This window comes from Anaerolinea thermophila, assembly GCF_020723905.1.
In the GTDB taxonomy this organism is placed as follows: domain Bacteria; phylum Chloroflexota; class Anaerolineae; order Anaerolineales; family Anaerolineaceae; genus Anaerolinea; species Anaerolinea thermophila_A.
This window is the reverse complement of record NZ_DYHZ01000007.1, coordinates 50,855-69,549: the sequence shown is the minus strand read 5'-3', so window position 1 is coordinate 69,549 and position 18,695 is coordinate 50,855. Positions and strand designations below refer to the sequence as shown.

General features: G+C 54.6%; 19 protein-coding genes and 1 riboswitch. Of the genes, 8 read left to right on the top strand and 11 right to left on the bottom strand.

Annotated elements, in window-relative coordinates; translation table 11 throughout:
- Positions 1-31 precede the first annotated feature (31 nt).
- From LHF31_RS11360 to LHF31_RS11345, 4 genes are all read right to left on the bottom strand, one after another.
- Positions 32-718, bottom strand: coding sequence for a DnaD domain-containing protein (locus LHF31_RS11360; protein WP_298002546.1), 687 nt, complete (start codon positions 716-718; stop codon positions 32-34).
- A 4-nt stretch (positions 719-722) separates the two neighbouring features.
- Entirely contained in the window at positions 723-2,096 is a 1,374-nt protein-coding gene (gene dnaB / locus LHF31_RS11355) for a replicative DNA helicase (RefSeq protein WP_303774236.1), read from the bottom strand.
- Positions 2,097-2,216: 120 nt separating this feature from the next.
- Positions 2,217-2,822 carry a bifunctional nuclease family protein gene (locus LHF31_RS11350; protein ID WP_298002551.1) on the bottom strand — a complete coding sequence of 202 codons (606 nt, stop codon included), beginning with the start codon at positions 2,820-2,822 and terminating at the stop codon, positions 2,217-2,219.
- A gap of 129 nt (positions 2,823-2,951) precedes the next feature.
- Entirely contained in the window at positions 2,952-3,434 is a 483-nt protein-coding gene (locus LHF31_RS11345) for a cupin domain-containing protein (protein ID WP_298002553.1), read from the bottom strand.
- Positions 3,435-3,520: 86 nt separating this feature from the next.
- Here LHF31_RS11345 and LHF31_RS11340 point away from each other — a divergent pair, with 86 nt between their 5' ends.
- A complete protein-coding gene (locus tag LHF31_RS11340; protein WP_303774235.1) occupies positions 3,521-3,979 on the top strand; it encodes a MarR family winged helix-turn-helix transcriptional regulator in 459 nt (152 codons plus the stop codon).
- A 225-nt stretch (positions 3,980-4,204) separates the two neighbouring features.
- Positions 4,205-4,894: a response regulator transcription factor gene (locus tag LHF31_RS11335; protein WP_303774234.1), complete on the top strand. Its 690-nt coding sequence runs from the start codon at positions 4,205-4,207 to the stop codon at positions 4,892-4,894.
- 1 nt (position 4,895) lies between these two features.
- Here LHF31_RS11335 and LHF31_RS11330 read toward each other — a convergent pair whose 3' ends face one another.
- Positions 4,896-5,783 (bottom strand): homocysteine S-methyltransferase family protein, encoded by an 888-nt coding sequence (locus LHF31_RS11330; protein WP_298007174.1) that lies wholly within the window; start codon positions 5,781-5,783, stop codon positions 4,896-4,898.
- 163 nt (positions 5,784-5,946) lie between these two features.
- On the opposite strand from LHF31_RS11330, the gene LHF31_RS11325 reads away from it, so the two are divergent.
- Genes LHF31_RS11325 through LHF31_RS11305 form a run of 5 tightly spaced genes read left to right on the top strand, consistent with a single transcriptional unit; the run spans position 5,947 to position 10,038 of the window.
- Positions 5,947-6,777, top strand: a complete 831-nt coding sequence (locus LHF31_RS11325; RefSeq protein WP_303774233.1) for a DUF4388 domain-containing protein — start codon at positions 5,947-5,949, stop codon at positions 6,775-6,777.
- A gap of 39 nt (positions 6,778-6,816) precedes the next feature.
- The gene (locus tag LHF31_RS11320; RefSeq protein ID WP_298007167.1) at positions 6,817-7,356 is read left to right on the top strand and encodes an ATP/GTP-binding protein; all 540 of its coding nucleotides are present in this window, start codon (positions 6,817-6,819) and stop codon (positions 7,354-7,356) included.
- A gap of 22 nt (positions 7,357-7,378) precedes the next feature.
- On the top strand, positions 7,379-8,191 hold the full coding sequence (locus LHF31_RS11315; RefSeq protein ID WP_298007164.1) for an alpha/beta fold hydrolase: 813 nt from the start codon (positions 7,379-7,381) through the stop codon (positions 8,189-8,191).
- A 4-nt stretch (positions 8,192-8,195) separates the two neighbouring features.
- Positions 8,196-8,750 carry a 4-vinyl reductase gene (locus LHF31_RS11310; RefSeq protein WP_298007161.1) on the top strand — a complete coding sequence of 185 codons (555 nt, stop codon included), beginning with the start codon at positions 8,196-8,198 and terminating at the stop codon, positions 8,748-8,750.
- Positions 8,751-8,760: 10 nt separating this feature from the next.
- Positions 8,761-10,038, top strand: coding sequence for a DapH/DapD/GlmU-related protein (locus LHF31_RS11305; RefSeq protein ID WP_298007158.1), 1,278 nt, complete (start codon positions 8,761-8,763; stop codon positions 10,036-10,038).
- Positions 10,039-10,097: 59 nt separating this feature from the next.
- Here the strand turns inward: LHF31_RS11305 and LHF31_RS11300 are convergent, their stop codons facing one another.
- From LHF31_RS11300 to LHF31_RS11275, 6 genes are all read right to left on the bottom strand, one after another.
- Positions 10,098-11,378, bottom strand: a complete 1,281-nt coding sequence (locus LHF31_RS11300) for an MFS transporter (protein ID WP_298007155.1) — start codon at positions 11,376-11,378, stop codon at positions 10,098-10,100.
- A gap of 126 nt (positions 11,379-11,504) precedes the next feature.
- Complete coding sequence (locus LHF31_RS11295; RefSeq protein WP_298007153.1) at positions 11,505-11,924, bottom strand: hypothetical protein; 420 nt, start codon at positions 11,922-11,924, stop codon at positions 11,505-11,507.
- A 14-nt stretch (positions 11,925-11,938) separates the two neighbouring features.
- Positions 11,939-12,418, bottom strand: a complete 480-nt coding sequence (locus tag LHF31_RS11290; protein ID WP_298007150.1) for a DUF2089 domain-containing protein — start codon at positions 12,416-12,418, stop codon at positions 11,939-11,941.
- A gap of 221 nt (positions 12,419-12,639) precedes the next feature.
- A complete protein-coding gene (locus tag LHF31_RS11285) occupies positions 12,640-14,331 on the bottom strand; it encodes an iron ABC transporter permease (protein WP_298007148.1) in 1,692 nt (563 codons plus the stop codon).
- A complete protein-coding gene (locus LHF31_RS11280; protein WP_303774232.1) occupies positions 14,328-15,407 on the bottom strand; it encodes a thiamine ABC transporter substrate binding subunit in 1,080 nt (359 codons plus the stop codon). The genes LHF31_RS11285 and LHF31_RS11280 overlap by 4 nt, the downstream gene beginning before the upstream one ends.
- Entirely contained in the window at positions 15,407-16,066 is a 660-nt protein-coding gene (locus LHF31_RS11275) for a thiamine diphosphokinase (RefSeq protein WP_298007142.1), read from the bottom strand. Before LHF31_RS11275 ends, LHF31_RS11280 begins: the two co-directional genes overlap by 1 nt.
- A gap of 39 nt (positions 16,067-16,105) precedes the next feature.
- Positions 16,106-16,219: riboswitch (TPP riboswitch) on the bottom strand.
- Between the two features lie 502 nt (positions 16,220-16,721).
- Between LHF31_RS11275 and LHF31_RS11270 the strand changes: the two genes are divergently transcribed.
- Complete coding sequence (locus tag LHF31_RS11270; RefSeq protein ID WP_298007140.1) at positions 16,722-18,638, top strand: ABC transporter substrate-binding protein; 1,917 nt, start codon at positions 16,722-16,724, stop codon at positions 18,636-18,638.
- The last annotated feature ends 57 nt before the right edge of the window (positions 18,639-18,695 follow it).

Below are 18,695 nucleotides of genomic sequence, written 5' to 3'. Positions count from 1 at the left end.
ATCCCCGCGATACATGGTGGAAGGCTGAGGTTCAGTGTTCGATGAAGTCGGCGTATTTCCCTTCGATATAGCGTCGGCGATTCTCTTCAGAGGACCGTCTATTTTCTCCATCCCGACCTTCCTCCTGCCAAGATTTGAGTATTGCCTGGATATACTTCCAGTTGCGCACATTGCGTTCCACGGCAATTTGAAACGCCTCTTCGATCCACGAGTGCGGATAGGTTTTTTCAGCCTCTTCCAGTAGATCGGCAATCAGTGGGGTGAGCGGACCGATATTGTCTTCATACAGGCGGTAAATGTTGGGACGCTCCACCACAAGCGTAACCGTCGGATGGGGCTCCTCTTCAGGATGCCATTCACCGCGCTGGATGGCTTCAACGGCGGCGCGTCCACGCGGGGTGTTGAGGAAATAAAGGGCTTCTTTGAGCCCCCGTCCCTCTGGAAGCACCCGCAGAAACACGCCACGCTGCACCGCCCGCTCAAGCGCATCATCCAGTTGATGCCAATCGCCCAGTGTGTGCATCAGCATTTCATCACGGGCAAAATCCTGGTAGGCAAGGAAACGAATAGGGGCTTCCATGCGTGAAACATACCATAGCGCAAAAAGAATCACCTTCAATTCGCCCAGATGATCCACCTGCGGAAGCAGTTCGGTAAAGAACGGCTCCGGGATGGGCACCATGCGCACCTTACCCGATGGAAAGCCTTGAAACGCCATGGGATTATCTCCTTCCTGCTCCCGGAGCGGGGGCGGCATTTTCAAAACGTGCCAGATTGTTCAGGAAGACCAGTTCAATGCCGCCGTGAGTTGGACCGTTGCGGTGCTTGGCAACGATGATCTCTGCCAGATTGGCGCGCGGGCTGTCTTTGTCCAGCGCATCCGGGCGATGAATGAACATGACCACATCAGCATCCTGTTCCAGACTACCCGATTCGCGCAGGTCGGAAAGCACCGGGCGCTTGTCAGCGCGCTGTTCGACAGCGCGAGACAACTGCGCCGCCGCCAGCACAGGCACATTCAGTTCGCGCGCCAGAATTTTCAGGTTGCGGGAGATGTACGAAACTTCCTGAACGCGGTTATCGGTGCGCACATCTCCGCTCATTAACTGCAGGTAGTCCACGATGATGAGATCCAGTTCGTACTCCATGTGCAGACGGCGGCACTTGGTGCGCAACTGCATGGGGGTGATGGCGGGGGTATCGTCCAGGAAGATATGGGTTTCGGACAGCACCTCAATGGCATGAATGAAACGAGGCCATTCATCTTCGTTAAGTTTGCCAGTACGCAAGCGCTGGGTATCAATGCCGGTTTCCTGCGCAATGAGGCGCTGAACCAGTTGCTCGTTGGACATTTCCAGCGAGAACATGGCAACATGCTTCTTGTATTTCTGGGCGGCGTTTTTCATCACCGAGAGCATAAAGCCGGTTTTACCCATGCCCGGACGTCCGGCGACAATCAGCAGATCAGACTTTTGCAATCCACCCAGGAGGCGGTCGAGATCCACCAGACCAGTGGGCACGCCCATGATCTCATCACTGCGCTGGGAGAGTTTATCCACCCGGTCGTACACCTCGCTGAGTACCGTCTGGATGGGCTGTAAATCCCGACGCACGCGGCGCTCACTCACCGTAAAGATGGACTTTTCCGCCTGATCAATGAGCGTATCCACCGAGGTGCGGCGATCGTATGCCATTTGCGCCATTTCATTGGCGGCGGCAATCATCTTGCGGCGCAGTGAGTGTTCTTCGACCACGCGGGCATAGGCTTCGGCATTCATGGAGGATGGCGTTTGATTGACCAGCGACATCAGATAGGGCAATCCCCCCACTTCTGCCAGCCTGCCCTGCTGTTCCAGTTCCTGCTGAAGGGTGAGCAGGTCCACCGGAATGCGGCGTTCATGCAGGCGGGTGTAGGCTTCCCAAATCCAGCGGTTGCGCACCAGATAAAAATCTTCCGCCCTCAGAAACTGGGCAATGTTGTAGTACGCCTCAGGATCAATTAAAATGGCGCCCAGAACCGCTTCTTCGGCTTCGCGGCTGTGGGGCGGACCCTGTATTTGATTTGAAGAATCTTCTTCTGGCATCCAGTCAGACATCATTTCTCTCTTTACCCGCTTTGATTGTATCGGATTTTGGGCGCTCCAGATGAAATTCTCATCTCCGGTGAAAAAACGCCCCACAAAGGTTGTGGGGCGCACGTTTCAAACCGACTGTTGTTATTTATCCGGTTTTTCGTCCTCGTCGCCCTCATCCTCTTCATCTTCCAGTTTATCCAGATTGAGATTTGCCAGAAAATCCTCAAACACGGAGAGGCGCTCTTCACTGGCATCCACTTCAGTTTCGGCAGTTGAAGACGGGCTGGGCGGAGCCAGCGGAGCCGACGAGGTGCGCGAGGTGGCACTGCGCAGATCATCTTCCGGGGTCACCCCTGCCACATCCATCACTTCGCGGGCAACCAGGATGGGTACATGAGCACGCACCGCCAGCGCCAGCGCATCGGATGGGCGAGAGTCGATATTCAGAATGCGTCCATTGACTTCTACCACGAGATTTCCAAAAAACACTTCATCGCGCAGGGCAACCACTTCAATGCGCAGTAAACGCGCGTTCAGGGCAGTAAGGACGTTCTTCAATAAATCGTGGGTTTGAGGACGGGCAACTTCAATTTCCTGCAGGGCAATGGTGATGGCTTCTGCTTCGTATGGTCCAATCCAGATCGGTAAATATCGTTCGGTGTTCACCTCACGTAAGACAACGATGCGTTGCTGGTTCGTTAAACTCACCCGCACGCTATCTATGACCACCTCAACCATTTTAGACATGAGATCACCCTTCCTCAAACGGGAAATTTAACTAAGGAGTGCTATGCATATTCTATCATGCCGTCAAGGGGGATGCAACTGCTATCCGGCGAAGATTACACGGTCTGAGGAGGGTATTCTACCCGGAATCTACTGAGGAGGAGGTCCCAGAATTTCAATCTGATACTTTATGGCGGTGTGAAGCATTTTTTCGATGCCTTCCTGTGTAATGGGATGAGGTTTGGAATCTTCGCATACTTCGCCCGCTTCGATAAAGAAATTTTCGAGCCCTGCAGGGAAATTAAACTGGATCAAGCGTGCCTGCTGGTCTCCTGTGATTCGAAACCAGTGGGGTATACCACGAGGAAAGAAGATCAGGGTACCCGGGTGAGCGTGAACAGTTTCATCGCCACAGGTAAAAGAAGCCTCCCCTTCCAGTAGATAGAAGGCTTCATCTTCCCCATGATGGACATGAACTGGAGGGGAAAAGCCCGGGGGAAGAACCTGTTCAATGAGTCCAAAAGATCCATTGGTGTGATCGCCATTTGCCCTTAACTGCATCCGGGTACCCAAGAACCAGACGGTTACCCCCTGCCCTCTTTCTGAAAAAAAGAAACCCGTTTTTGACTCCATCTCTATATCTCCTGTAGTACAATTTAGTCAGATTAACTGACTAAATAGTAAGGTATCCTGACTATATTGTCAAGAGGGAATTTTCTATGATGGAAAGCAATCAGGAATATCCGCGCATGCTTGGAGCAATGTTACGCATCCCTTTCCAGGCAATTGTGGCAAAAATTGATGCCGGATTGCGGGCAAAGGGATTTACAGACCTGAGACCAGCTCATTTTGTCGTGTTCCAGCATATCCACCCAGAGGGTTCGCGCATTACCGAACTGGCAGAACGGGCGCAAATGACCAAACAATCCATGAGTGAACTGGTGAACTACCTGGAAGCCAGGGGATACCTGGAACGACAACCGGATCCTAAAGACCGGAGAGCCAGTATTGTCCGATTAAGCAATAAAGGTGAGGCTCTAAATCATGCAGCGCGTGAAGTTCTTCAAGATATCGAAAACGAATGGAGCAGTCAAATCGGATGGACTCAAATGAATGCCATCAAAGAAGGGCTGAATGCGATTATTAAACTGATTGAAGAAGAAAACACCAGAAAGTAAGCAAGTCTCACGATTGCGCTGAAACCTGCAAGCGAGGTTTACAAAATCTCCTGTGGTTATCTTAAAAAATTGGGAAACATTTCTTTGGATTTTTTTAAGGTTTTCGATTATAATGCCATGAAACTGGGTCTGGACAACCTTGAACGCTCCAATGCCAAGCCGTCTGGATAGCCCGGGGGTGCAAGGGCACATAACTTTGCTTCGACATGGGAGAAAAAAGAACCTGTGAGTCCCGATAAAGCCAAAATTCTCCTGATTGAAGGAAAACGGTCCGATCATCCTTCCTTCTTGCCGGGTTTAACCCGCAAAGGCTATGATGTTGAAAGTGTTCCTAATGGTTCTGCGGCTTTGGAGCAAATCGAATCTTTTGACCCCGATGTCATTCTCATTGATGCCGCTTCCATGCGCACCAGTGGCAAGCGCATCTGCCATGCTATCCGCCTGCACGCCGGAGATATCCCCATCCTGCTCATCGTAGACCCGCAATCTGGGGGGAAAAATCCCCGCGAATCGCTGGCAGATGTGGTGCTGACCACTCCTCTCTCCCTGCAGAAGTTGCTCAACCGTCTGCGCCCCCTCGTTCCCGCGCAAAGCAAACACGTCCTTCAGGCAGGTCCCATCTGGCTGGACCCCGCCCAGCGATTGGTGCGGGTGGGCAACCGACAGACCAGTTTAACCCCCCGGCTGGTCACCATCCTGCGGATTTTGATGGAGCACCCCGGCGAGGTCATCGAACGAAACAGCCTTTTCCAGCAAGCCTGGAACACCGATTACACTGAAGACACCCGCACCCTGGATGTGCACATCTCATGGCTTCGCCGCGCCATTGAGACAGACTACCGCCACCCCCAGTTCATCAAAACTATTCGCGGCGTCGGCTACCGGCTGGATATCGAAGAAACCTCTCCTTATTGATTCATCGGGCTTTTCTCAGCGCCTGCGCAATGGCGCGAAGATGGTCCGGCGTGGTGCCGCAACACCCACCCACAAACTGCGCGCCAATCTGAACCGCGCGCCGGGCACATGCCCCCATTTGCTCCGGCGTGACCGGATACACGATTTGCCCCTTTTCGTCCAGCACTGGCAAACCCGCATTGGGCTTGAACCAGAGCGGCAAGGCGGTGACAGCGCGCATCTCCTCAAGGACTTGTAAATTTCCTTCCAAACCATATCCGCAATTGACCCCCAATGCCAACACCCCGCTCGATTCCAGAGCCCGCGCCACCTGCGCCGGACGTTCACCCGAGAGAAGGCACCCATGCGCATCAAAGGAAAAGGAACAAACCACCGGGATCTCTCCCACCGAACGGCAGGCATCCACCGCAACAAGCGCTTCCCGCAAATCCATTTGAGTCTCGATCACCAGCATGTCCACCCCAGCCTGTACCAGCGCCAGCGCCTGTTCCCGATAAAACACGCGGGCCTGTTCAGGGCTCAAGGACCCTACAGGCTCCAGCCATTCCCCCAGCGGACCCAGAGAGGCGGCAACCCAGACGAAATCACCCCCCCGGGTTGCCTGACGTGCCAGCGCCACTGCTTTTTGAAGAGTGGCTTCAAAACGATCCTCCACGCCTGCCTGTCGCAACCGGAAACGGGATGAACCAAACGTATTGGTCAAGATGATCTGCGCCCCCGCCATCAGAAATTCTCGATGAAGGCGCAGGACTTCATCGGGGCGCTCCAGCGTCCACAGGTCTGATGGAACGCCCAGAGGCAACCCCCGCCGTTGAAGATTTGTGGCTGTTGCTCCGTCCAGAATCACCGGAACATGTTTTTGCCATACCTCAGAAAAAGAGTGTTTCATCTCCAGCCTCAACCATTCCCGCAGAGAGTCGGCTTACCGGTATTGTATGATAAAAAAAAACATCTTTCATCGGTATCAGGACAATTTTCTGTAAGGCAATCGTAATGGGCATTTTGCATAAATCAGATATAATTGAAGCAAGCCCCAACCTCAACGAGGCGCTATGGCGTTAAAAGGAAACCTGCGCGATTTTACCATTACCCAATTGCTCAATTTGATTAATCTGGCTCAAAAGACCGGACTCCTGGTCATTGAAGGACCCGGTGAAACAGCCCGGATCAATTTCCGGCAGGGTAAACTGGCTTATGCCCAACTGGGCAACGAGGACGGCAGTCTGGCATCCATTCTGTACAAGACTCGCAAAATCTCCCAGAGCCAGTACCGCCTCTTGCTGGAACGCGCCTCCAGCATGACCGATAAAGAACTCGGTTTGCTTCTCATCAACGCCGGTTACCTGACGCAGGATGACATCCTCACCAGTTTGCAGACCTATTTCATTGATGTGGTGCGCCGGTTGTTCACGTGGGTTGAAGGCTTCTTCCGCTTCGATCAGGATGTCACCCCACCGGATGGCAAAATCACCATCCGCATGGATCTGGAAAACCTGATCATTGAAGGCGCAAGGCAGTTGCGCGAGTGGGAGCAATTGCAGGAAGAAATTCCCAGTCTGGATATGGCGTTGAAATTTACAGACCGCCCCGGCACCAACATTCAAAAAGTCAACCTCAGCCTGGAAGAGTGGCGGGTTGTCTCGTATGTCAACCCCAGGAATACCATCCGGCAAATTGCCCGCGCCACCAAGATGAACGACCTGGAAATTCGCCGGGTGGTATATGGATTAATTCAAGCCGGGCTGGTGGAAATTGTCCGACCGGAAGGTGCGCCGGCACCCCGCCCCCCTGCACAGCAAACGGTGCGCCAGTTCCCCACCCCGGACAAAGAAGAACAGAAATCACTGGTGAATCGGTTGATCAACCGGATTCGCTCCTTATAATCCTTTATTCTATTCATCATGGAGTTAGGATAAGCACTCATGCAAACGGTTAAGATGGTAGTCACAGGTCCCTTCAGCGCTGGCAAGACAGCCTTCATCCGGTCGGTCAGTGAGATTGATGTTGTCTCCACCGAGCGTAAAATTTCTTCGGATGCCGAGCGCGTCAAAGAAACCACGACCGTCGCCATGGATTTTGGACGCATCACCGTAGATGACGATCTGGTGCTTTACCTGTTTGGCACACCGGGACAGCGGCGGTTTGATTTCATGTGGGAAATTCTCTCAGAAGGGATGCTGGGCTTTATCGTCATGGTAGACAGCACCCGTCCCGAAACCTTCCGCGAAGCACGCAGTATCCTGCAAACCTTCCGCGCCTATGCTCCCACCCCATACGTGGTTGCCGCCAACAAGCAGGACCTGCCCGACGCCTGGGACCTGGAGGATATGCGCCTGGCGTTACGTCTGGAACCCAAAGCCAAACTCCTCCCCTGTGTAGCCCACAAGAAGGAATCGGTCAAGAACGTCCTGCTGGAACTGCTTTACTCCATTCTGGCTGAAATGGAAGAGGGCGGGAAGTAATTCCTGTTCCAAAGGGGGGACCTTGTCATCCATCACTACCGATCAGGGCATCCTTCACTATGAAGTGTATGGGCGTGGACGTCCCGTCATCCTCTTACACGGATGGCTGGGTTCGTGGGGACTCTGGCAGGAAACCATGACCTTTCTGGGACAGTATTACCGCACCTATGCGCTGGATTTCTGGGGATTTGGCGAATCGGGCACCAAACGCAACACCTACAACGTGCAGGATTTCATCAGCCTGGTGGCTCAATTTATGGATCAACTGGGTATCCTCTCTGCCCCGCTCATCGGGCATTCCATGGGCGGCACAGTGAGCCTTTCGGTTGCGATTCAGTATCCCCATCTGGCACAAAAGGTCGTGGTGATTGGTTCGCCCATCGCGGGTTCTTCGCTGGCATTACCACTGAAGTTTGCAGGGTACCGTCCCATCGCTTGGCTGTTGTTCACCTTCTTCCCCCTCTTCCGCGCTGCCATGCGCATTGCCTCCCCCACCATCTGCAAAGATCCGCGCTTTCCGGATATGATGGATCGCGACCTCTCCCAGACGACGCTGGAATCCTTCCTGATCAGCATTGCCACCCTGCGGCGCACTGACCTGCGCCCCCGTCTGAATGAAATTCGTATTCCGGTGATGGGAATGTACGGAGACCGTGACAATATCGTCCATCCCCGTCAGTGGGAGCCTCTCAAAAAAGGCGTTCCCCATGCCCGCATTGAGCGCTTCCCCAGAGCAGGGCATTTCATCATGCTGGACGAACCCAAAGAGTGCATGAGTAAGATCAAAGAATTTCTGGATGCCCCGGCAGAGCCCATCCCTCCCGCAGAGTCATGAGGTTATGGAGACCATTCTTTCATCTGAAATCCATCAAATCCTGGTAGAAAGCATGCATGAGGTATCTGGCATTGAGCCGCAAGAGGCTTTCCTATCGGGTAATAAAAAATTTTTACAGGCCTTGGAACGTGTTCTGTACGACCGGTTTGGCAGTCTGACAGGTAAGGGCATGGCAATCCGCATGGGCAGGAGTGGATTCCAGACCGGTCTGCGCCGCTGGGGAGAGACACTCGGGTTGTACTCACTGGAGTATCGCCTGTTGCCTTTCAATCGCCGCGTCAAGGTCGGACTGGAACAAATCGCCCGTTTTCTGGAAGAACAGGCGCCCTTGCGGATGAGCATTTGCGAAGAGGACAATTTCTGGGTGATTGAAGTCACTCAGAAACCTGCATGCGCTGAACATTCAAACACAATCACCTGCTACCTGCTCACCGGAATGTTTCAGGAATTCATGCAGTGGGTGGGCAGTGGACGGTTCTTTCCCGTCCGCGAAACTTTGTGCAGGACAAAAGGTGCGCCTTGCTGTCGGTTTGAAATTTCCCGCAAACCGCTGGAATAATTAAACGAGCATGTTGAAAATCATCCTTCGGAACCCCCAACATATCGTGCCGTTCAACGAACCGGCGCGCGATTTACGCATTCAGAATAAACCGCTGTGGCTGCTTCAACGGGATGTGCTTGCCCCATACACCACCCGAGAAATCGAACTCCCCCCCGGCGCGCCCCTGCCGCAAGTCCACGAGCCCTGCATCGTCTATCGGGATAATTTGTTTTTTGATGCTCCCTACATGGAAGCCTTCATTCAGGAAGCCCGCAAACGCGGGAAAGCCGTGCGCGCCGCCTTCAATGCCAGTGATCCCTGCTTTCGAGAACACATCCTTCCTCTCTCGCTCTCTTATACCCCGGCGGGAAATCTTTACCTTGCCGATTTATGGTACTATCCCAACGGTCCAGAGCCTGGCGCTGAGCCGCTGGTGATTGACCTGCTCTCCCGCGAGATTGGTTACTACCACATCCCGTTGTATATGGCACCCTCGCAGGGAGACCTGGTTTATCAGGTGCCCTTGCGCAGTCTGATGGCAATCGACTCCTGGGTACACATTTTCATTGCCGACGAGGTGTTTGGATTATTCGGGCGGGGAGCCCGTTTTGAGGAACGCCTGAACCGCGATGTATGGTTCAAATTAAAGGTGTTAGGAACAGCCCTGTATGAAGGGCGGCAATTACTGCGTTCCTCAGCAGTGGTGCAAATCGGACGCAACTGCGTCATTGACCCCGACGCCATCATTCACGGTCCCACCACGATCGGCGATAATGTCACCATTGGTGCCAATGCCGTCATTGAGAACTGCATCATTGGCGATAATGTTAACATCTCCCAGGGATGTCAGTTAATGCTTTCGGTTGTGGGCGATGGCACTTTCCTGCCCTTCCGCGCCTCGCTGTTCATGACCACGGTAATGGAAAACAGTTTGATCGCCCAAAACACCTGTCTGCAAATGTGCGTGGTCGGACGGAATACCTTCATCGGGGCAGGATCTACCTGGACGGATTTTAACCTGCTTTCGGCTCCCATCAAAGCCAGAGATGGGACGGGCGCCCTGCGCAACTCCAACCGCATTGTACTGGGTGGGTGTGTGGGACACAACTGCCGGATTGGCGCGGGAATGCTGGTGTACCCTGCCCGCACCATCGAGTCGGACGTAGTGATCTTCTCCACCAAGGAGCGGCGTGTGATTGATCGCGATCTGTACTATGAAGACAGCGACCACCTGCGCCTGCCCAATGCTCACCTGCATCCCCGACTGTACCCCCGCCCCGGGGAAAAGGGGAGTGAAAGCTGGTAAATTGCAACCCCCGCAGGAAGAGCGCCTGCGGGGGGGTTGATTTTGGGGAAAGGGATGGACTATTCCTGAACCGGAAGAGCAGAAGGCATCCCGGTCCGCTTCATTGCAGGTTGATCTTCCAGATGCACCACCGCCGGAATGGACAGCGCCACCCCTGCCATCAGCAGACAGGATGCTCCGGCAATCCAGAACCAGAACCGGATGCCCAGATGATCGGCAACCGGCGCTGCGATCATCAGCCCTAACGGACTGGCGGCAGAAGCCAGGGCGCCTACCAGATTGAATACCCGCCCCTGCATTTCAGGAGCAATCTTTGCCTGCAAAAGCGCAAACAAAGGACCATTGGTGATGGGATTCATAAACCCGGCAATGCCGATTCCCAGCAGGGCAACCCCAAACATCTGAGCAGGCGCCGAGCCCAGCACAATGACCCCCAGCCCCATTCCGATCAAGCCAGCCATGGAGGTGTGCACTTTACGCTTGAAACCGCCCCAAACGCTCAATACAAGCCCGCCCAGAATCACCCCTAATCCTTCCGCCGAGTTCATCACCCCAAGGTGCATGGCTTCTCCATGGAAAATTCGCGTGACCATCAAGGGCATGAGGCTGAACGCAGGGTTCATCAATAAATTCACCAGCGTAGCCAGCCCCAGCAAGATCAACATACCGGGCCAGTGGGCGAGATAGCGGAAGCCATCGCGCACATCGCTCAACAGCGCGCGAGGAGTCAGAGCACCTTCAGGGCGGCGTTCGGGCTGCGGAATGCGAATCAATGCCAGCGTACCGACTGCCACGGTAGCGGTGAGGATGTCAATTGCCAGCACCTGATAAATGGGCAGGAGGCTCATGAGAAGCGCCCCCAGAGGCGGAGCCGCAATATTCAACACCCCGTTTAAGGCCTGATTCAAGCCCGCTACCCGCGAGAGGTGCTTTTCTGGCACCATGAGCGAAGTGGATGCCTGCATGGCAGGGAAGTGGAAAGTGCCGCCCAGCGCCCGAATCAACATCACCACCAGCACATGCCAGACCTGCACCTGCCCCAACCAGAACACCAGTACCAGCCCTGCCGTCACCAGTGCAATCAGGCTATCGGCAACCAGCATGATGGTTTTCCGATTCCAGCGATCCACCAGCGCCCCCGAAAATGGTCCAATGAAAATACCGGGCAACATGGAGAAAATGGTTGCTGTTGCCAGAACAGTGGCAGAGCCGGTCTCGCGAGTAAGCCACCACACCAGCGCAAACTGCACCAGAATGGAACCCACAATCGAAAATGCCTGCCCCACCCAGATGGTAAAAAAGGGGCGTTTCCAGTTGGAGTCTTCACGAATATCTGTCATCACACACCTCAACCACAAAGAGCATCAAGAAAGGACCCGGTCAGGGTCATACAGCAGAACGCAAGACCGGGTCTTCCTGTGGGGAAGGAGATTGCTTTAAGAAAGGGGAGGAAACGGTAAGGATTTTTATTCCAGATACACTTCTACGTGCTCGCCATCTTCCTCATCATGGACGTCAACGATTTGTCCAATTTCGCCCAGTTCAATCATGCGCATCAAGTCTTCCATGTTGAGTCCTTCAACCTCAGGGGCAAATTTACTCCCCATCTTCAAACCAATGTTGATCATCGAAACCGGCAGGCGCACATTCACCCGGGCACGACCGGTGTTGGTATCGGTGACGCGCACATGCAGCCAGCGGGGCTTGCGACCGGAGGACAAAGGTGGTTCGGGAGCAGGAGGCACTGGAGGAACACCCGGGCGTCCCCCGCCGGATGTACGCTCACTTTCTTCCAGGGCTTCCAGCAGTTGATCGGCTTCTTCTGCGGTGATTTTGCCCTCAGCCACCATTTTCAAAATCTTCATGCGTTCTTCATTTGTCGCCATGACTCACCTCTCCATTAATCCTCTGCCACTTCACTTTCGCGTTTACTCTCTTCGCGAATGCCCTTCAGCCGTCGTTTGGCTTCCTGCAAGGTGATCAAGCCCTTATCAAGATCATCCAGAATACGCTTGCGCTCCTCAGGGCTGAGTTTGACCGGCGCAGGTTGTCCTTCCTCGCGGCTGGGCTCATAACCCATTGTGCGCAGAATTTCGTTCATGCGGTTACGCAGGGTCGGATAGGACAGTCCCAGTTCTTCTTCCATGCGATTGAATCGCCCCTCACAACGGATGAAGGTTAGAATAAACTGCATCTGTTCATTACTCAGACGGGTGAACGGCAACAGCCAGCGCAACTGCTCGGCAGAAAACGCTCCCTGTAGCCCTCCACCGGTAGATTGAAAATGACCTTCGATCGTGGTTTCACATGAGGGGCAGGTCAACCGCGTCACGATCAACTCTCCGCCGCATACCGGGCATTTGGTCAACATTGGGTTCATGCGTGCACCTCCATCCTCAATCCACTCCCATCTACTTGAAATTCATTTTGACAACTTTGTTGTTTCTAAAGAGAGTATAGCACATAATTAAATTTTGTCAATAGAATTTTGAATAATTTTAATAAAAACTTTTATTTTATTGAATTCCCCCAAAAAAAAGAACCGCCTGCAAATAGCGGGCAGTTCCGAAAATTCGCGAATCAGGTCTGGATACAAGGTTTTCAATCGTGTTGAAGTCGCTCCAACGCCAGCATCCCCAGTGCACACACCGCCATTAACAGAGTGGACATTGCCATGGCTTGACCATAATTCATCGCGCCGGGTTGAGAGATAAAACGGTAAATGGCAACCGGCAAAGTGGGGGCTTCGGGACGCGCTAACAGCGCCGTTGCCCCAAACTCCCCCATGGACACTGTAAAAGAAAACACCGCCCCGACCAGCACCGCCCGCCCGACAATGGGCAAATCCACATGCCACCATACCCGCCATGGAGAAGCGCCCAGCACTGCCGCCGCATCTCTCAGGGAGCGCGGAATGGACGCCAGCGCCGGTTGAAGCGTGCGCACCACGAAAGGAAGCGCTACCAGGCTGTGGGCTATGGGAATCAGCAACGGAAAAGAGGCAACATCCAGCGGCGGGCGTTGAAATGCCACCACATACCCCAGACCCAGTGAAACCGCTGAAGTGCCCAAAGGCAGCATCAGCAGGGCATCCAGTAGCCTCCGGCTTGCCCCCCGCCGATTCAAAGCATACGCTGCCGGAAATCCCAGCCCCAGTGAAATCCACATGGTGGCAAAGGCATAGCCCAGCGAATTCACCGCCGCTTTTACCGGTGGAACATAAAACAGCGAGCCACGCCGATTAACGAACAGTTCACGGTAGTAATCCAGAGTCACTCCCGTCTGGACTGTTCCCCGTTCTCCGCGGCTGGCTTCCAGACGCACCAGCGAGCGCGTCACCAGCGCCCCCAGTGGAAAAAGCACCAGAACGATCAGCAAAAGCACGGAAAACGCCACCGCCAGACGCTGTACCCGGGTGCGCGGAAAGTAAATACCCTCCCCCTTAACCCGCGGGGTCAAACTCACCCCGGCGCCAGCGGTCAGATGCTGACTGAGTGCCAGCACAGCCAGCGTACAAAGCAACTGCACTGCCGAAAGCACCGCCGCCAGCGGTAAATTCAGAAACTGCATGGTCTGGATGTAAATTTCCACCTCCAGTGTGGCAAAACGCGGTCCCCCCAGCAACAGCACCACGCCAAAACTGGTAAAGTCAAAGAGAAACACCAGTAAAGTTGCACCGGCAATGTGAGGGAGAAGCAAAGGAAGGGTGACCCGCCAGAAAGTCCGCCACGGCGAAGCCCCCAGCGTACGCGCCGCCTGCTCCAGGCGCACATCCAGCCCTGCCCATGCTGCACTCACCACACGCACAATCACCGAAAGGTTGTAAAACACATGCACCGTTAAGATGGCTCCCAGGGTGTTCAGGAAACGAATGGGTGGCTCTGAAACCCCCAGGAAGGACATCAGCCAGAGATTTAACCAGCCGCGTGGACCGAGCAAAGCGGTGAACCCCGCAACGACGACCACAGTGGGCAGGATGAAGGGCAGGGTCATCAACACCCGCAGGAAACGTTTGCCGGGAAAACGGAAACGTGCAAACACCCACGCCATGGGCAAACCCGGCAGAAGGGTCAGGAGCGTTGAAAGGCTAGCCTGATACACCGTAAAACTTAAAGGGCGGGCAATCTGCCGCCAGACCGCCTCACCCATTCCTTCCAGCCACCCGGCTTTGCCTGCCAGCGCCAAAATTGCGCCTAACGGATAGAGAAAAAACACCCCCAGAAAGAGCAGGGGGAGAATCACCCACCCTGCTCCGAGGAACTTTCGGAAGGACTGCGCAAGAGCGGCGTTCACCGCAGAACCGCCTCAGTCCATGCCTGGATCCAGGCTTCCCGTCTGGCGGCGATCCGTGCCGAATCCAGCGTGGCGGGCTGTTCAGCAACCTGCGCGTACCGGGTAAAAGCCTCGGGGAGCACCGCCTCCGGATTCACCGGGAAGACGAACATCTGCAAGGGCATGTCTTCCTGGAAGGTCTTTCCAAGCATGAAATCCACAAAAGCCTCAGCCAGTTTCCGCTGAGGGGTGCCCTTGAGGATACCGACAAACTCGATTTGCCGGTAACACATTCCCGGAGCCGTGAGGGAAGCGGTAGGCGCATCCTCCAGAGGCTTCTCAGCAAAAATGACCTCTGCCGCCGGGCTGGATGCATACGAAACCACCATGGGCTGAGGACCTTTTCCTGATGAAGCGCTGAAGTAGGTATAGTAGGCGCTTTCCCAGTCGCTGGCAACCACCACCTCATTGGCGCGCAGGGCTTTCCAGTAGTCCAGATATCCCTCTTCTCCAAAATGCGCAATGGTGGCAAAGAGAAACGCCAGCCCCGGTGAAGAGGTCGCCGGATTTTCCACCACCAGTAATCCGCGATACTCGGGTCTGGTCAATTCCTCCAGCGACTGGGGAACGGGCAAATTCTTTTCCCTGAAATAGGCTTTATCGTAGTTGATGCATACATCCCCATAATCCACCGGTAGAGCGCGATTGGTCGGATCCAGTTTAAATTCGGCAGGAATTTTTTCCAGCAGAGGGGAAGCATACGGCTCGAAGATATCCTCATCCAGCGCGCGGGAGAGGAACGTGTTATCCACCCCGTAGAAGACATCCGCCTGGGGATTTTCTCTGGTCAGCACGGCGCGGTTGAGGGCTGCACCAGTATCTCCGGACTTGATGAAGGTGACCTTAACCTGATGCGCGGCTTCAAAGGCACGCACAATATCCTCGCTCACCGCGAAAGAATCATGCGTCATCACCCGCAACTCAACCGGCTGCCCGGCAGGAGAGACGGACGTTACCGCCGGAGTTGCTGTCTGAGGTGTACAGGCGGTAACCCCGATCAATAATACCAGTATCCAGAGCCAGACTATTCGCAACATCATGAACCTCCTGTATCAGAATGAAAATGGATGCATAACAATACCCCCTGAGACAGGCGTACCCGGGCTTGATGATCCACCATCTCATTGCTGATTCCCCGCGACCGCTCCGGGTAAAGCGTTTCGCCGCGCAGAGGGTAACGCAGTCCTTCCGTCCAGATTCCCTGCGCCACACCAAACAGCGGGATGAGCGAAACCGTCTCCCCCGGTACACCCTGCCATTCGGCTTCAGAGTCGATCAGGAAGGCTTCAACCTCTCCATCTTCCAGGCGCACATCGAGGTTTTTCAGCACAGGCAAGCCCAGCAGAAAGAGATTTGCCAGCGTCTGATCCACCCTGCCTCCCAGCGCGCAAAGGATGCGGATATGGCGATACCCTCGCTGGACTGCATACTGGAGCGCCAGTTCCAGATCGGTTTCGTCTTTTTCCGGTGGGTAACGGAGCAGAAGCACCCCCTCCTGTTCAAACTGTTGCAAGTATTCGGGGGAAAGGGAATCGAAATCTCCGATAACCACATGAGGGCGCCAGCCCAGACGCAAACAGTGATGCGCTCCCCCATCAACGGCGATGATGACATCATCGGGCTGGCGAAAACGGCGCAGGGCATCTTCCTGACAGGATGTGCCCGAAACCACAATTAAAGCGCGTTGTGAGACCATCAAAAAAGCCCTCCACTGGCGGAGGGCAAGGGAAAATCGCTGAAAACAACTCGCTCGTCCCTCCGCCGGCATTACCCGGATCAGGTTCTGCGGGTCGAAGACCGTTTCTGTCTTCCTCTCAGCCCGGTGCGCCGGGCTCCCCGTTTTGCACTTTCAGTATAGTTACAGACGCCTGGATTGTCAAGTGTGTGTATTCAAAACAATTTCGCGCGAAGGATATTTTTTTTAAAACTCAAATTTCCAGCGATTCTGTTGACTTTTTCCAGGAGAGGGTGTAACATATCCTAGAAGGTTTTCCACAAACTCAGATGAAAATACCCTTTCGGGTCATTTTTTGAAGAGGATCAGGGCATCTTGTGGAAATCTGGTTGTCTATTCAAGACAGCAAAACTGCATTGAGTGTTTTTCCGTTTCAATTTTGAATTGGCAAAATGGCAAACCTTTTCCATTCCCAGACACAGGCGAAGATTTTTAAGGGCTGTTTTCTGTTATCCTTAACAGAAAATACTCCCTGCGGATAATGGGAGATGGAAACCTTTTTGCTTTCTACTCCCTGATGAAAGGAGGTGATGGACTCCCGAGAAAATAGCCGAATCTCTCTCATCTAAACAATTCAACCATTTCTTAACTTGACTTCAAGAAGGAGAAAGAGAACATGAAACGTTTGACCTGGTTTTTGTCTGCATTGCTGATGCTCAGCATGCTCCTGGCTTCGTGCGCCCCTGCGGCAACCCCCACCGCGGCGCCCGCTGAGCCCACTGCCGCGCCCACTCAGGCTCCTCAAGAGGAACCCACCAAGGCGCCGGAAGTGCAGCCCACCAAGGAACTGTCCGCGGCTGAAATCGCCGCCGCCCTCCCCCGCAAGGAGACCCTGTACTTCAACGGTCAACAGTGGGGTCCGGTGGTGTGCTGGAACCCGTATTCCTCATCCTGCAACAACGCCATGGCGATTTCGCAGGGTGACAATGCCCGCGTGACCATGTTTGAGACGCCGTACCTGTACAACATGCTGGACGGCAAGCAGTACCCCCTGCTGGCGGATGGGCCCTGGTCCTGGAACGACGCCATGACCGAGATCACCTTCAAGATTAAACCCGCCGCCCGCTGGAGCGATGGCACGCCGGTGACCGCTGAAGACGTGGCTTACACCTGGTACGCCCATGTGAAGTACAACACCTCCACCGGCGCTTCCAACAAGGACTACATCGAAGCCATCGAAGCGGTTGATCCTCAGACGGTGGTGATCAAAGCCAAACTGGACGCAGACGGGAAAGCCGTCAACCCGCTGATCGTTGCGGCTTACGTGAGCAGCAACTACGTTCTCCAGAAGGCGTGGACCCAGAAACTGGAAGAGCGCACCGGTGGCGATCCGGCGAAATTCCTCACCGATCCCGCCGAGGATGTGGTGTACTCTGGTCCCTATCACAAGTTCTACACGGATGAAACCAAGGTTGTCCTCGTGCGCGATGACAATTACTGGGGCAAAGATCCCTCCATGTGGGGCAAACTGCCGGCTCCGAAATACCTCGCCCATGTGATCTTCAAGGACAATGCCGCCGGCACCACCGCGCTGAAAGCCGGGGAAGTGGATGTCAGCCAGCAGTTCAACTCCAACGTCCAGGATCTGTGGCTGAAGGACGGACTGCCCATCTCCACCTACCTGCCCGAACCGCCCTATAACATCGGCGCCAGCCTGCCCACCGCTTTCTACAACCTGCGCTCTTACGGGCTGGATCAGGTAGCCGTGCGCAAAGCCATTGCCATCGCAGTGGATTACGACACCATCGTGGCGAACGCCATGACCAATCAGTCGGCAACCTTCAAGCAGGTTCCGCGCTCACTGATGAACCCGACCCCCGGCGAACAGGCCCTCTATGACCGCGAAGCCGTCAAGAGCCTGCAGTGGGAAGGCAATGACATCGAAGGCGCCAAGAAACTGCTGGATGAGGCTGGAATCGTGGACACCGACGGCGATGGCTGGCGCGAGTACAACGGCAAGAAACTGCAGTACGTCGCCACCTGCCCGAACGGTTGGTCTGACTGGCAAGCCGCCATCGAGGTGGTTGCTGCCGCCGGTAAGAAGATCGGCATTGACATCACCACCAACTATCCTGAATGGTCGGTGTATCAGACTGTGGTCACCAACTGGCCGCTGCCCGAGACGGGTTACGACATCTTCATGATGTGGAGCGCCGGCGCTGGACCCACCATGCCCTGGGGCCGCATCCGCAACCTGCTGTCCTCCGAATTCGCCGAGACCACCAACAACTGGACCGGCAACTGGGGCGGCTACAAGAACCCCGAGGTGGATGAACTGATCAAGAAGATCCCGACCATGACCGACCAGGAAGAAATCAAGAAAGCCTACACGCGCCTGGTTGAGATCTACCTGACCGACGTTCCTTCCTTCACCCTCATGTATCGCCCGCAGTCCTTCCATACGGTGTACGAAGGTGTGTGGACCAACTTCCCGCACCAGGGTGACGGCACCAACCCGCCCGTTCCACCGTTGAATCTGACGGATGGCTGGAGCATCGCCGGTCTCTATAACCTCAAACTCGTCAATCCGTAAACAATCATAACCTCAGGAACAGCCATGTTCTGTTAACCCAGAACATGGCTGTTCACT